The sequence below is a fragment of the Pseudomonas sp. FP215 genome (assembly GCF_030687795.1).
Taxonomy (GTDB): domain Bacteria; phylum Pseudomonadota; class Gammaproteobacteria; order Pseudomonadales; family Pseudomonadaceae; genus Aquipseudomonas; species Aquipseudomonas salmasensis.
This window is the reverse complement of sequence record NZ_CP117447.1, coordinates 2,969,581-2,981,494: the sequence shown is the minus strand read 5'-3', so window position 1 is coordinate 2,981,494 and position 11,914 is coordinate 2,969,581. Positions and strand designations below refer to the sequence as shown.

18 protein-coding genes are annotated in these 11,914 nt (G+C 47.7%); 5 read left to right on the top strand and 13 right to left on the bottom strand.

Annotated elements, in window-relative coordinates:
- Positions 1 to 6 precede the first annotated feature (6 nt).
- The gene (locus PSH76_RS13590) at positions 7 to 1,284 is read right to left on the bottom strand and encodes a DUF2254 domain-containing protein (protein WP_305494290.1); all 1,278 of its coding nucleotides are present in this window, start codon (positions 1,282 to 1,284) and stop codon (positions 7 to 9) included.
- Positions 1,285 to 1,647: 363 nt separating this feature from the next.
- On the opposite strand from PSH76_RS13590, the gene PSH76_RS13585 reads away from it, so the two are divergent.
- On the top strand, positions 1,648 to 1,770 hold the full coding sequence (locus tag PSH76_RS13585; RefSeq protein WP_305494289.1) for a hypothetical protein: 123 nt from the start codon (positions 1,648 to 1,650) through the stop codon (positions 1,768 to 1,770).
- A gap of 76 nt (positions 1,771 to 1,846) precedes the next feature.
- Entirely contained in the window at positions 1,847 to 2,152 is a 306-nt protein-coding gene (locus PSH76_RS13580; protein WP_305494288.1) for a hypothetical protein, read from the top strand.
- Positions 2,153 to 2,251: 99 nt separating this feature from the next.
- Here PSH76_RS13580 and PSH76_RS13575 read toward each other — a convergent pair whose 3' ends face one another.
- The 9 genes from PSH76_RS13575 to PSH76_RS13535 form a co-directional block, all read right to left on the bottom strand.
- Positions 2,252 to 3,487, bottom strand: a complete 1,236-nt coding sequence (locus PSH76_RS13575) for a hypothetical protein (protein ID WP_305494287.1) — start codon at positions 3,485 to 3,487, stop codon at positions 2,252 to 2,254.
- 22 nt (positions 3,488 to 3,509) lie between these two features.
- Complete coding sequence (locus PSH76_RS13570) at positions 3,510 to 4,592, bottom strand: zonular occludens toxin domain-containing protein (protein WP_305494286.1); 1,083 nt, start codon at positions 4,590 to 4,592, stop codon at positions 3,510 to 3,512.
- Positions 4,593 to 4,719: 127 nt separating this feature from the next.
- Entirely contained in the window at positions 4,720 to 5,007 is a 288-nt protein-coding gene (locus PSH76_RS13565) for a hypothetical protein (RefSeq protein WP_305494285.1), read from the bottom strand.
- Positions 5,008 to 5,014: 7 nt separating this feature from the next.
- Complete coding sequence (locus PSH76_RS13560; protein WP_305494284.1) at positions 5,015 to 6,316, bottom strand: hypothetical protein; 1,302 nt, start codon at positions 6,314 to 6,316, stop codon at positions 5,015 to 5,017.
- Between the two features lie 134 nt (positions 6,317 to 6,450).
- The gene (locus PSH76_RS13555; protein ID WP_305494283.1) at positions 6,451 to 6,666 is read right to left on the bottom strand and encodes a hypothetical protein; all 216 of its coding nucleotides are present in this window, start codon (positions 6,664 to 6,666) and stop codon (positions 6,451 to 6,453) included.
- A gap of 249 nt (positions 6,667 to 6,915) precedes the next feature.
- On the bottom strand, positions 6,916 to 7,209 hold the full coding sequence (locus tag PSH76_RS13550; protein ID WP_305494282.1) for a propanediol utilization protein: 294 nt from the start codon (positions 7,207 to 7,209) through the stop codon (positions 6,916 to 6,918).
- Between the two features lie 252 nt (positions 7,210 to 7,461).
- Positions 7,462 to 7,719, bottom strand: coding sequence for a hypothetical protein (locus PSH76_RS13545; protein WP_305494281.1), 258 nt, complete (start codon positions 7,717 to 7,719; stop codon positions 7,462 to 7,464).
- A complete protein-coding gene (locus PSH76_RS13540; protein ID WP_305494280.1) occupies positions 7,719 to 7,952 on the bottom strand; it encodes a hypothetical protein in 234 nt (77 codons plus the stop codon). Before PSH76_RS13540 ends, PSH76_RS13545 begins: the two co-directional genes overlap by 1 nt.
- On the bottom strand, positions 7,949 to 9,079 hold the full coding sequence (locus tag PSH76_RS13535; protein ID WP_305494279.1) for a phage/plasmid replication protein: 1,131 nt from the start codon (positions 9,077 to 9,079) through the stop codon (positions 7,949 to 7,951). The genes PSH76_RS13540 and PSH76_RS13535 overlap by 4 nt, the downstream gene beginning before the upstream one ends.
- Positions 9,080 to 9,207: 128 nt before the next feature.
- Here PSH76_RS13535 and PSH76_RS13530 point away from each other — a divergent pair, with 128 nt between their 5' ends.
- Positions 9,208 to 9,663, top strand: a complete 456-nt coding sequence (locus tag PSH76_RS13530; protein WP_305494278.1) for a helix-turn-helix domain-containing protein — start codon at positions 9,208 to 9,210, stop codon at positions 9,661 to 9,663.
- Positions 9,664 to 9,785: 122 nt separating this feature from the next.
- Positions 9,786 to 9,989, top strand: coding sequence for a hypothetical protein (locus PSH76_RS13525; RefSeq protein ID WP_305494277.1), 204 nt, complete (start codon positions 9,786 to 9,788; stop codon positions 9,987 to 9,989).
- Between the two features lie 86 nt (positions 9,990 to 10,075).
- Here the strand turns inward: PSH76_RS13525 and PSH76_RS13520 are convergent, their stop codons facing one another.
- The 3 genes from PSH76_RS13520 to PSH76_RS13510 all read right to left on the bottom strand — a co-directional run bounded on the left by PSH76_RS13520 (position 10,076) and on the right by PSH76_RS13510 (position 11,590).
- Positions 10,076 to 10,687: an HAD family hydrolase gene (locus PSH76_RS13520; protein ID WP_305494276.1), complete on the bottom strand. Its 612-nt coding sequence runs from the start codon at positions 10,685 to 10,687 to the stop codon at positions 10,076 to 10,078.
- Positions 10,688 to 10,712: 25 nt separating this feature from the next.
- Entirely contained in the window at positions 10,713 to 11,144 is a 432-nt protein-coding gene (locus PSH76_RS13515; RefSeq protein WP_305494275.1) for a hypothetical protein, read from the bottom strand.
- 260 nt (positions 11,145 to 11,404) lie between these two features.
- Positions 11,405 to 11,590 carry a hypothetical protein gene (locus PSH76_RS13510; RefSeq protein WP_032897323.1) on the bottom strand — a complete coding sequence of 62 codons (186 nt, stop codon included), beginning with the start codon at positions 11,588 to 11,590 and terminating at the stop codon, positions 11,405 to 11,407.
- Between the two features lie 20 nt (positions 11,591 to 11,610).
- Here PSH76_RS13510 and PSH76_RS13505 point away from each other — a divergent pair, with 20 nt between their 5' ends.
- Positions 11,611 to 11,763, top strand: a complete 153-nt coding sequence (locus PSH76_RS13505) for a hypothetical protein (protein WP_305494274.1) — start codon at positions 11,611 to 11,613, stop codon at positions 11,761 to 11,763.
- The last annotated feature ends 151 nt before the right edge of the window (positions 11,764 to 11,914 follow it).

The window sequence follows — 11,914 nt, the reverse complement described above, 5'->3', positions numbered from 1 at the left end:
AGTGGGTCAGTGCAGCAGCGGTCGCGCCGCTGCGCTGAGCTTTTGCCGGTCCTCTTCGAGTACAAGCGCAGTGTTTGCGTGCTTGAGCAATCGTTCTGCGTGCAGGGTACAGGCTCCCCTGAACATCGCCGGGTTTATCTGTGCCAGGCTTACAAGGGCCTTCATCATGCGCAGGTCGACTTCCACTAGACCCGCGCCATCTCTGGCAATCGGTGCGAAGAAGTCATCGAACAGGTCATCTACTGTCAAGCCGCGCAGGTAAACGTGCTGGCAATCAGCGTCGGCTTTCGCGGTGGGTTCTTTGGGTGTACCCCAGCATGTCAAGCTTCTGACGCCGCGCCCAATCACGTCAATGGCGGTGCCGGGGTCATTGACGGCCGGCGACAAGGCGCGGGAGGCGATCTCTGACAACACTGACAAGCCGAACCGGGGGTCGTGTTCGAACGTTCGACGCACTCCCATAGCCAGGGTTGTGATGATTTTTTCGTTGCTCGACGCCAGTTCCTCACCGCGTGCGTTGCTCAAGCTGACGGTTCTTGCGAGCGGCATGCCGACATGCACGAAGCTTCCCGGCAGGACATCCATAAATATCTGTATCTCATCTGCTTTGGCGATCGCGCCTAACGCCTGAACGTCAATGTGCTGGACGTACCCCGTGTGCTGGCTTGTGATGATCAGCGCCGAACTGGGGATCACTGACTCGCAAGGGTAGGGGGATGCCCCCAAATGCGGCCATTGGACTCGATGGTTAATGGCATCAATGGCTGCCTGCTCGACACGGTCAATGGTTTCTCCCACCCGCCCAAGCTTGGACAAATGATCGATCCAGCGCAGCAGCGTGTAGACAATCAGAATGACCACCGCGATGGTTACCGCAAATAGCAAAACCCTCCCTTGTGTACCGTAGGCGCCGGTACTCAAAGCAATGATCCCAACCAGGCTGAACAGGAATGAGCCAATAAAGGTGGCCAGGGCATTTTGTGTCGTGGTGTCTTCCATCACCAGGGTTGTGGCACGGGGCGTCACGCCGCTGCTCGCCGCACCGTAGGCGCTGACCATGGTGCTTAAAGAAAAGGTCGTCACCGCGAGCATGCTTGAGGCAATGATGCCCAATATCTTATCGACGGCGTCGGCACCGATGCGGGCGGGCAACGACTCGGGAATGTAGTCCTTGAAGACAACGGCGAGTAACGCGGTCGCAATACCCAGCAAGGAAAACAGACTCGCCCTGAACCACAGCCGTTTGGTCAATTGGTGTAGCACCCAGCGCCAGCGTGCGAGCATTTTTTATACCTTCTGCAAATAACACGACGGAACCCACCGCAAGGATTCAGGGAAACGAAGGCGGTGAGTAGATTATCCTTAATGGAGTCTTTGGTCTGGCCGAGGGTTCATCCAGCGTCTTTGGTTACCGCACACGGAATGACTCGCTTGAACATATCTGACATAGCACATGATTTAACATAATATACATTATGCGAACCTTCGTATTGGGGTGTCAGGGTCAGTGGAGGCTGCTTTTCAACAGGCAGACAGGCATTATCGACCTCTGACCATCTTGGGATCAAAACCATGAGCTGTGTACCAGGTACTGAAAACCAACGCTGGATTGTGACCTGCCAAGACGCCGCTGATGGATCTGGCGACATGATCGTACTGTTGCCAGATGAGCTGCTCAACGAAATCGGCCTTGTCATTGGTGACACGCTGACTGTTGAGAAACAGCCTGACGGCACAATAACCCTGACACCAGTGGATGCCATCCTATAGCCATCAATTCTCGTGATAACCTTGGAGCCGTTCGCTTCAACGAAGGACCCTAAACGCCCAGCCCAAGGAGCTACCAATGTCGAAAAAATTCATTACCACCTGGTTCTACAGCGCGCTTAAAACTAAAAAGGTATCCAGCGGCATTTTGGGAATGTCGACTAAAGACGTCTACGACCCAAGAACCGTGGATGTCGAAGAAATGGCAAACCAGCTCGAAAATATCTACAACGAATACGATGCCGAAGGTTATGACGTAGTAAACATCCTTCCGATTTCCCTAGGCACATCGGAAAGCTCTATAGCATCGAACGGCACCTACTTAGGTGATGTAGGATTCTCCATCAGCCGTGGCGCTATAGTTGTAGGAAAACGCAGAGATTAAGGCTCAACTTGAAAGTAAAATTTGCCCACTGCTCTGCCCTGCGAAAGCAATGAAATATATAACTAAACTAAACATCTATTTAGTTTAGTTATAACAAAGTTAGCGAGTTTGCATGACTTCAGCAACATCCTCAGCAGGAATCAGAGTCGGCGTGATGAAAAGTATAAGCTCAGCCGTTGACATAGATTGTGTTTCGTAGCGGAAAATTCGCCCAAGAAACGGTATCGAAGCAAGACCAGGAACTCGATGCTCCTGGGTTGTCTCGATAGTCGAATACACACCACCAAGCGCAACCGTGTCACCAAGTTTAACTCGGACATTTGAGGAAAGAGAGACCGTTTTAATCGGCGGAACACCATTCAGCGCGTTAGAAAAATCAGGCTCATCCTTAGCAAGCTTGATGTCGAGCCTTACACCAGTATCATCGATGAACGGAGTGACATCGAGAGAAAGCGCAGCCTCCTTAAATGAGGTAGAAGTAGCCCCCTGCCCTGCAGTCTGCTGATAAGGAACCTCAGTACCTTTTACGATTCGGGCTTGTTGTTTATCACGAGCAAAAACATTTGGTCGAGAGATCACCTTTCCATGACCACCCTTCTCCATCGCAGCTAACTCCATGTCCAGCATCGCGGAGCTAGAAACAAAGCCAATACCCCCGGTGAGAGGCAATGCACCTACATCAACAAAAGTACCAGCAGTTTTGCCTACAAAATTGCCGGCCTTAATGGTGCCAGCCCAGTTAACACCAAGTTGTTTTGAAAATGAACGATCTACCTCAACTATCCTGGCTTCAATCATTACCTGAGACCGAGGGAAATCAACGGCATGTAAATACATGGCCAGCTCTTCGAGCCGGGATGGGGAAAGGCGTGCCAAAACAACGCCGGAGGCGTCATTTGCGGAGAGAGACTCTTGATTCAAATCCCTAGAGAAAAGCGGAAACCCTGCAATGGCCTCAGAAGCAAGCATATGTTTTACATTGAAGATGCTATTTTTATTGTCGTCCCTTCCCAGCGGCAAAGGAGAGTCAAGTCCCTCAAAGTACTTGGCGTCATGAGAAATATATAAGACATCACCCTGAACATTATAATGAAGGCCCTTACTGCGAGATACGTATTTTAATGCATCCTCCCACGTCACAGCCTTCATACGCATAGTCACAGAGCCCTGAAGATCATCAGCGCCAATAAGATTAAGACGCGCAGAATCAGCAATAAGCTGTACAGCCGTTTTGGTAGAGACGTCATCAAAGTCGAAGTTGATTTTTGATAAGTCATCGGCAAAACAGCCGAAGACAATAAAAAAAGAGAAAAAAACAGCCGCTATGGACTTCATCATAATTCCCGTAATGTTGGTCTTAGCCGCCAGTCCCGCTTACGCTACGCTCAGCAGTCCCGCCGCCCAAGCCCCCAATAAAAGGAATTTGTGAGGAACTTCCACCAGCAGTCCAGGTTGTGATGCGCTCTCCATCGATGTCGCAATAAGCCTCCTTGAAGTCAGAAAAATACCGACAACCAGAAAACGCTATGTAACGAGTACGACCATAAGGCGAAACAAGAACAGCAACAGAAGAATCACGAACACTATTTGTATTAGGTTGTGAAGGGTGAATAAAGCCTGAAAGGCGCCAATTAGATGAATAAATAACCTGAGGTTTCACAGGTTTAGCCTGAGTTTGTGGGTTTTTTAAAGCGCTAGACCCAGTGTCTTTAGGTTGCTCGGTTTTTGAAGGAACAGGCCCCTTAAAAAAAGAAGTAACGGCAGGAATACCAAAAGAAAGGCCCACTACAAAAAGCACAATAAACGCCCAAAGTGTATATGAGCGCAGAAAAGAACCCGTCTTATCAGCAACAGATTCATCACCCACATCACCGGTTTGTGATTTGGTCGCTGACTTATAGTAACGATAAATATCAGAATTATATTTGCCAGCAGCTTGCCTAATAAGTCTTGATTTCGGAGGACTGTCGCCAGTTACAACGCCAGAATATGAATTGACCCTATATGCTTTCTTTGAAAATTTCTTAATTACAAAGGTGGTTTCGATTAGAGTTCGAGCCCAGCTACCCAGCTGAGAAAGATCCTGAGTGACAAGAACAATACGCATAGAATTGCCCTTCTCATCAACCATGTGACGATGTTCAGCCAATAACGACTTATCGACCATATTGGCTTTTTGACCACTAGGCCACCTGCGCCAAAGTTCATCAAGGATTAGAACACAGCCATTTCTTGTAAACGCACCGAGATCAGGCCGTTCCCACCAATCATGGGGTAATATTTCAATAGTCCCACCGAAATCAGCAAGAAGTTCATCAACATTTAATTCAATGTTAGTGACAACATGTCGACCCTGTTTCAATGATGGAATAACAACACGCTCAACCACACCATAGCTTTTTCCTGAGCCAGGTTTACCAACATAAGCATGAATAGCCATTACACATTCCTCGGAAAACGAAGCTTGAAAGCAAAAGGGATATTTTGTTTATGCGCTAGGATAATAGCCTTGATAAAAATAAAGGACATACCATGCCCTGGCTTACCTGGACGAACAGAAATATTCATTAGCCAATCACCGGAAGTCGACGAATCATAAACCTAATGAGATAGGCAATAAGAACAGCACCTAAACCAAACTGAATTTGAAATATGTTCATGAAGTACCATACACCATCAGGCATGGAATCAAACAAGGTAGCAGACGCTTTAATCTGGTCAGCAATACCAAGTAACTCAAGAATATAAAGCAAAGCATCCCAGAACCACGAAAGGATCATTAACAGAACATTAATTATCCAAGCTGCAATCTGTTCAATTATGGATTTGAGCCATCCCGCAAAAGCAGAAATCATATTAACCTCACGCCGATAAAACGATGCGAATAGCAACAAAAGACCATAGCGCCAAGAATATGGAAGCTAAAATCGGTCTAATAATTTCAAACAAGGTGCAATGACTATCAAAAACGATATCTTTACCAAACAGTTGAACAGTGGCAATTGGGCAAACCGCTGAAGTATGAGAGGAACCACCAAAGCCGTTTTTTGCCGCAATAAAAGCATCTGAACTTACAAATTTGTTGTGCATAGAGGCAAATTGAGCTTTGACCTGGTCACCTTTACCAGCTGTGGCAGCATCAAGGTTAAGAGGGCCGGGGGTAGAGAAATCACCACCGTCACCACCACCCGTACCACCGCCAGTGCCGCCATCACCACCCGTACCACCACCAGTGTCGCCATCGCCGCCCGTACCACCGCCAGTGCCGCCATCGCCGCCCGTACCACCGCCAGTGCCGCCATCACCACCCGTACCACCGCCAGTCCCGCCATCGCCGCCGCTACCACCACCAGTGCCGCCGCCAGGTTGAGTAGGAATTAATGAGCAAGATTCACTACCAGGTAAGCGCTCAAAACCCTCAATACAAGGAATCAAACTGCATTGCCTACTGCCATTAGCAAATTCATAGCCTTCAGGACATTTATCTTGTAATTCATCACCAATCTCAGCGAGCTTAAGACTAGGATCAGTAGCACAAGAAGATTCAAGACCATCTACAAGTTTAATGTCATAGTGATAATTGCAAAAACCCTCATTATCAGAACCAATTGACAAATAACACTTTTCTGTAGTGCGCACACTATAATTACAAGAGGCTGCACAAACGGTTTCACCTGGAGACTGTGAAAGAACGTAACGCTTTCCATCCGTCTCGGAAGTTATTACAGTGCCAACTGAACCTTTGAGGACTGTGGATGGCTGGCAGGAATGCTGAGCAGTGACAACTTCGTAATGAGTTATAAAGCCGCTATAAACCATATCACCATTATTATCTAGATGGCTTTCCTGTGCGTTGTAAGTACAGCTATATGCGTAGTGTGGCTGGGAAAGCTTAATGCACTCAGGAAATTGGCTAGAAAACGAATAAAATTTATTGCCCCAAACGGACTTCCAATAAGCCTTCTTTTCTTTAGCAAGTGCCTCAGCAGCCTCCTCTGGAGTTGAATAAATAAACCCATGATCTTTACACATGTCTTGTCCCATGTATGCGCGGGGGTCAACATCATAAAAGCAACTAAACTTGGCATTAGAAGCAATAGCTGAAGCACTATAAAAAAAAGACATGGATGCGAATAACAAAAATAGACAAACAATTTTTTTCATAATTACCAGCCTGTAAAAACGGCAAAGGCGCAACCGGAACCAATCACGAACATTGCAAAATAATAAAGCTGGTCCATAAAAACCCCTAAAAAAAGGAGGCTCAAAGAGCCCCCTAAGAAAGTAAGCTCAATGGCTTACGAGCGGATGGCTGACAAAACCATTTTAACGCCACGGAACATGGCATAAAGGCCAGCAATCAACGCAGCAACAGCCATGATGGCAACGCCGACAGCAGAGAAATCAACTGCACCCGAAAGAGCCGTGTAGTCATACGCGTCGGCGGCCATAACATTGGCCGATACAGCAGTAAAAACAGAAGCAACAGCGAACAACTTAATCAACTTTTTCAAAATATCTACCTCAGTCAGATTTAATAAAGCTCAGGAGAGTACGAATGCCAATAGACATAATTATAAATGTCGCAGGCAGGGTAAAACCCACTCCGAAGGCAGAAGCCAATAAAGCAGGGTCCAGCTGTGAAGGATCAAAAGGAGGTTGAACTTGAACAACCTCCCAAAGCCCAGAGCACTGAGGAAAACCACCCTCAGTTTTTAGCTCGCCAGTGCAGCGAACAAAATCATACATTAGGGCTCAACCCCTCAGACGGTCTTAGCAGCACCCACTTGTGGAGCGCCAGTACTAACACGACGTCCTTGTCGAGGATCGACTTCAAAGATAAGACGATCATCACGTACTTGCGCAATCACATCACACTCATACTTACCAGGCTGAGGTACCTGCTGAGGAGTCTCTGCATAGAAAGTACATTTCTGCGGATACGGAATATTTGGCAAGTGAGCATACGCTTCAAACATGCAGTATGGCTTGCCCGACTTGGCAGCAGTGCCGCTACGATGGTTGCCGGTAACTTCGACTACGATAACATTAGACATGTGTTGCCCCTTTTTCTATGTTGGAAAGCTTGGTTCATTGCCAAGCTTAAGCGTTGCCCAACCGGGCCAGGTTTAATTAGTTGCAGATCGACGAAATACTTTGACGCGAAATCCAGCTTCATCAAAATCGGCTTTGTCATATATTTTTCGATAGTGTGATTTTTTTGATTTACTGAAATAAATCTCAAGAAGGACGCCTGCTTTATCAAAATAACAGACCGTATTAGAAGTTTTTTTCATATCAGACTGCCCCTATCTTAGCGTTTGAAAAACAGAAATAATGCCGGGCTTACGGTATGCCCAACTGGGCGCAATGACTTCAGGGTTGCGCCTGAAGGTTAGAAACTGACGTTTACTACGGTGCCGAGCTACTGCCTGATTAGAAAAGTCGATGAGGACAGTTCGCATAACATCATTTGCGATACTCTTTACTAGCGACTCATCTGAGATGTGATTGCGAATATCCGCTTCGATATTCCAGCGCAGAACTTGAAACTGTTTTTTATCCATTAATAACCCATCCATTCAACAACAGAGGTTGTTCCAATTTCTTGGCGCTCTACAAACCAGATGCGCTCAGGCTTAATGCCTTGTTCTTTCCTAGACTCAACATCCTTGAGCGTTTGTTCTACCTGGTGAGCAAGAACTGGGTTAATAAATGCGCCGCGTAATTGCTGCTGTAGTGCCAAACGTCGTTGCTGACCACTTGTAAGCTGAATGCCTTGAAAACTTACAGTTCTCACGCTGCAATCTGCTGGAGATGATTAGGGCGTTGATACCACGTTGGCACGGCCAAATTGCTTTTCGTCACTTCGCGGCACTGGCGAACAAAAACAGGTGCAAAACGACTTGTATCACAAGCATTTCGGATGTTAATGCCAATTCTATTAAGGCGAGCAGCATGAGTTTGCACCTGCTTTTTAGCGAAATCGAACCGCTGACCAGTCATCCATTGAATGGCGTACATAGCCGTTGTATTTGCAGAACGAGTGGAATCAACAATATTTTCTGCCAAGAGTTGTTCGCTAATGCTAACGATGTCCATCGCTGTCACCTTCAACTTTTCATCTATCTTAAGAAACTCACTGTGGAGTTCGGCTAAACGCCTTTCGTCAAATAAACCCCAATAGCAAAGGGCTTCACGCTGTAAGAATTCACTTTTTAGTTCTTGTTCCATGCGGACCACGCCTTCTTGTGCGCAGTAATCTCTAACCCGCTTAACGTATTTATACTCTTCCGAAGTTTCACCGAAAGCTCGTTTAACCTTGGAGAGAGAGTTTTGTTCCATTTCAAAAGCCTTGTCATAAGCTTTACGATATTGAAGGCGTCCGCCTTTTCCATTGCCCTTTGGGGTCCATGCAACAGTTCGGCCATTCGGGTATAGGAATCCGATAGAGTGGCCTATACGCTGACTAGAAACGCCACGCAAATACGCGATTACGTTCCCCTCCCCCAACGCAACATTTGTGGTTAGATCGATGCGCTCAATCTTTGCGCCATCCGCAATGCGATCACCAGTTTTGGCACCAGACATGCCTTGTCGAATATCAATACGCGTACAACGAGTGAAGCCAGGAAGGCCGTACTCTCGTAACAATGCGTTGTATACCGAGACACATTGCTCAATCGTCTGGTGTCCAAATAAGTTATCGAGCCGCCCTACTCTGCTGGGATTCCCTTCAACCCGAATTTTACGGCCCTGGACGTGGATTGTTACGGACGTAGAAAAACTGCCTTCGTGCTTGAAACGTGGCTGACGAGTGCTCAAAACCTCGTTGGTGTTCGCGTCAATCGTCAGGTGCACGATGTCGCCAACGATCGGTAGATCGTGGTCATGCTCCTGCGAAATAGTGAGCCAATCGATGAACATCAGAAATCCTGTCAAGCCACCAAATAATGATGGAAAGACTACAGGATGCCGAGGGATGATGGCAATAGGGTATTTGAGGGTTGTGCCACCAAATAATGAGGCTGTACGAATATACAGGAAGTAAATTAATGGATCAAAACAGCTTGGATGAAATTCAGATGAGCATTGGCGACAACATCCGGATACAGCGAGAGCGATCTAGGCTCTCCCAAAAAGCTGTGGCCGAGGCGTTGGGTAGTGGTGAGAACACCGTGGCAGGCTGGGAAAAAGGACGAAGCATCCCGCCAGGGGACAAGGTGGCAGCCCTGGCAAAGCTGTTCAAGTGCTCGACGGATGAGATTTTATTAGAAGAAAGCGACAGAAATGTCAGTGAAGACATGAAAGCTTTATTCCGTAGATACAATGAGTTAGATGAACACATCAAGCCGATGGCACGTAATATCATCAACGGCATGCTCGGAAGCCTAGAGATGTCGAATGCTTGGGAGATGATGGAAACTGTGATTAATCGCAATCCTTTGCAACATACACCACGGGAAGAATTTACTCTGCCTCAACCCGGCAACCGTGGGAAACCACGGTAAAGTGGGGGTGTAACAGCACCCCCACTCGCTTCGCTCGAAAATCGGTGCAGCCAAGCATCAAAAGTTCCACGCTGGAACTTTCAACCGGCAGCACCTGGGGACGATGCAGAAGAGAAAAAACGATGCCAGATAAGCCAGTTGAGGGAAAAGAGATCGAAATACCTATCAATAGCTTGGATGCCAAGCTGTTGGAATCTCTTAGGAACCCTAAAAAGAGTTTGGAACCGCTAGGGCCACTGGCAGGAAACCCAAACCACTGGCTTAGTGAGGAAAAGCAGAAAAGTTCCAGCCTGGAACTTTTTGCAGATCTGAAGAAAAAGCCGTAAGGCTGCGCCCTACCACCCGCTCTTCGCCCGAGAGCGCGGGACGAAAAAGCTGTCCCACCCTCACGAACAAAGACTGACCTAATCGGTTACCTGGTTAACAGGATGGCCTCTGCAAACAAATCCAACGTCGCATAGCCGGCATCACCGTTGCGATCCAAATAGAAACCCTGGATACCCAAGATCTCCGGTGTATCGCAATCAAAAATTTGCGAATCACCAATCATGCAGGCTTCGTTCGGGGTGGCAGAAACCGAACTCAACGCATGGTGATAGATCTCAACAGAAGGCTTAACAGCACCAACAGCAAAGCTGTAAGTGTAGCCATCCAAATATGGATAAAGCCGCTCAATGGCTGAAGCATATGGCTTCGCGAGATTTGAACACACGACAACACTCAGCCCCGCGGACTGAAGCTTTTTGACCGCAGAAACCCCGTCGCAATAAGCCTCAATGCTGGCCAGCTCGCTCTTCAGATCCGATTCGAGCTGAAGCATCATAGAAGGCTCCACCCTAATGCCAAAATGCTCAGCGGCCTCCCTCAGATCCAAAGGATTGGTTAGCAAGTCCTGCGAGTCTCGACTACCAGGTCGCCGTCCTTGTTCAATTCCCAGCCTGATGATTTTACGGTACGGATGAAAGCCTTCACGAATTTTAAGCAAGGTGCCAAAGGCATCAAAAATAACTAAAGAAACAGGCATAGTCAGGATTAGACGGCACAAAGCGCTAAGAGATTTTCAGAAGTTTGCCAGCATGGTCCCAAAGCTGGTGAGCGTTATCCACCCAAGTTGGAACATGATCGATTCCACCACCAGCGCCATGCGACATTTGCCATTCGGAGGTTTGGGGGGAATTGCCGAACAAGGCACCGGCATCAGCCAAGCGCTGACCTAGAGTGTTTTCAACGCGATAAATGCTCTGAAGAGCTGGATGCCCTCTAACATTATCAAGGGTGCTGACAGGTAAAACAGATACGAAAAGTGTGTGACTGCCGGAGCATTCTGAGTGACCACAAGGGAACGAAACTCTGTAGTCAGGCTTCCAGTTTTGTACGGCCGTAATGCCTCTATCCCATTCCCACCCTGCAAGATCAAAAAAAGCAGCCCATTGGGCAAGCAGCTCGGTTTCAAACTCCAATCCGTTGTAGCTGACTGACATGGCATTCACTTTAGATAGGCAGATAATGGAGGCTCGCGCACATAGCTGAAACTGTCAACTGCCTCGCATAATGGACGTTATGGCTAAATTCAGCGCCGGGGCTTCGCAATTTTCCCGGCGCTAAATTCGTCGATAACGACGGCAAAGCTACCATAACGTCACAGAAATTATGCGTACCGCCATATACGGAGCTGGGGGGCTCTGGAGGCTGCTTTTCACCAAGTGATCAGCGTTAAGGTGTTGCTACTAGCAACACCCGTTCAGGACGATGACTCCTGGGCTTGGCCATCTGCCTCGATACGAATCTTGGCGCGTGCAACAACGGCCATCGCTTCGGCAATGAAAGCCGCGTCACCGGTGTCGTGTACATCAGCCAAAAATACAGATATGGCCTCTGAATCAACCAGCGCGTCTGCTGGGTCATAATCATGAATGGGCTCTGTCATCTGATCACCTGGAGAAAATAATGAACCCGAAACCCAAGGCTAATGGGACTGGCGATTTAATCATACCGCTGACTGACGATCTCCTGTCGGTCGTCAAGTTGGCCAACGGCGACAAACTCGACCTGGAAGTGAAACCTAACGGCACGATAACCCTGACGCCAGTTCGTGCGTAAGATCTATTCAGCCATCCACGCGCTTGATGGTTGAAGCCCATAAACGACGTAACTTGTTGCCGATTACACGTGATTTTACAGGGTGCTAATTTCTCATCCTTGAGAGATAGCGTTCAAATTTGGAAGATAACGAGCAAGGAATTGAGCTACC

What these genes read in the sequence shown, in the direction of transcription:
- PSH76_RS13575 (WP_305494287.1), bottom strand. Translation starts at nt 3,487, where the DNA reads ATGAAGTCCATAGCGGCTGTTTTTTTCTCTTTTTTTATTGTCTTCGGC.
- PSH76_RS13535 (WP_305494279.1), bottom strand. Translation starts at nt 9,079, where the DNA reads ATGTTCATCGATTGGCTCACTATTTCGCAGGAGCATGACCACGATCTA.
- PSH76_RS13560 (WP_305494284.1), bottom strand. Translation starts at nt 6,316, where the DNA reads ATGAAAAAAATTGTTTGTCTATTTTTGTTATTCGCATCCATGTCTTTT.
- PSH76_RS13580 (WP_305494288.1), top strand. Translation starts at nt 1,847, where the DNA reads ATGTCGAAAAAATTCATTACCACCTGGTTCTACAGCGCGCTTAAAACT.
- PSH76_RS13590 (WP_305494290.1), bottom strand. Translation starts at nt 1,284, where the DNA reads ATGCTCGCACGCTGGCGCTGGGTGCTACACCAATTGACCAAACGGCTG.
- PSH76_RS13545 (WP_305494281.1), bottom strand. Translation starts at nt 7,719, where the DNA reads ATGGATAAAAAACAGTTTCAAGTTCTGCGCTGGAATATCGAAGCGGAT.
- PSH76_RS13570 (WP_305494286.1), bottom strand. Translation starts at nt 4,592, where the DNA reads ATGGCTATTCATGCTTATGTTGGTAAACCTGGCTCAGGAAAAAGCTAT.
- PSH76_RS13515 (WP_305494275.1), bottom strand. Translation starts at nt 11,144, where the DNA reads ATGTCAGTCAGCTACAACGGATTGGAGTTTGAAACCGAGCTGCTTGCC.
- PSH76_RS13505 (WP_305494274.1), top strand. Translation starts at nt 11,611, where the DNA reads ATGAACCCGAAACCCAAGGCTAATGGGACTGGCGATTTAATCATACCG.
- PSH76_RS13565 (WP_305494285.1), bottom strand. Translation starts at nt 5,007, where the DNA reads ATGATTTCTGCTTTTGCGGGATGGCTCAAATCCATAATTGAACAGATT.
- PSH76_RS13530 (WP_305494278.1), top strand. Translation starts at nt 9,208, where the DNA reads ATGGATCAAAACAGCTTGGATGAAATTCAGATGAGCATTGGCGACAAC.
- PSH76_RS13550 (WP_305494282.1), bottom strand. Translation starts at nt 7,209, where the DNA reads ATGTCTAATGTTATCGTAGTCGAAGTTACCGGCAACCATCGTAGCGGC.
- PSH76_RS13510 (WP_032897323.1), bottom strand. Translation starts at nt 11,590, where the DNA reads ATGACAGAGCCCATTCATGATTATGACCCAGCAGACGCGCTGGTTGAT.
- PSH76_RS13520 (WP_305494276.1), bottom strand. Translation starts at nt 10,687, where the DNA reads ATGCCTGTTTCTTTAGTTATTTTTGATGCCTTTGGCACCTTGCTTAAA.
- PSH76_RS13585 (WP_305494289.1), top strand. Translation starts at nt 1,648, where the DNA reads ATGATCGTACTGTTGCCAGATGAGCTGCTCAACGAAATCGGCCTTGTC.
- PSH76_RS13525 (WP_305494277.1), top strand. Translation starts at nt 9,786, where the DNA reads ATGCCAGATAAGCCAGTTGAGGGAAAAGAGATCGAAATACCTATCAAT.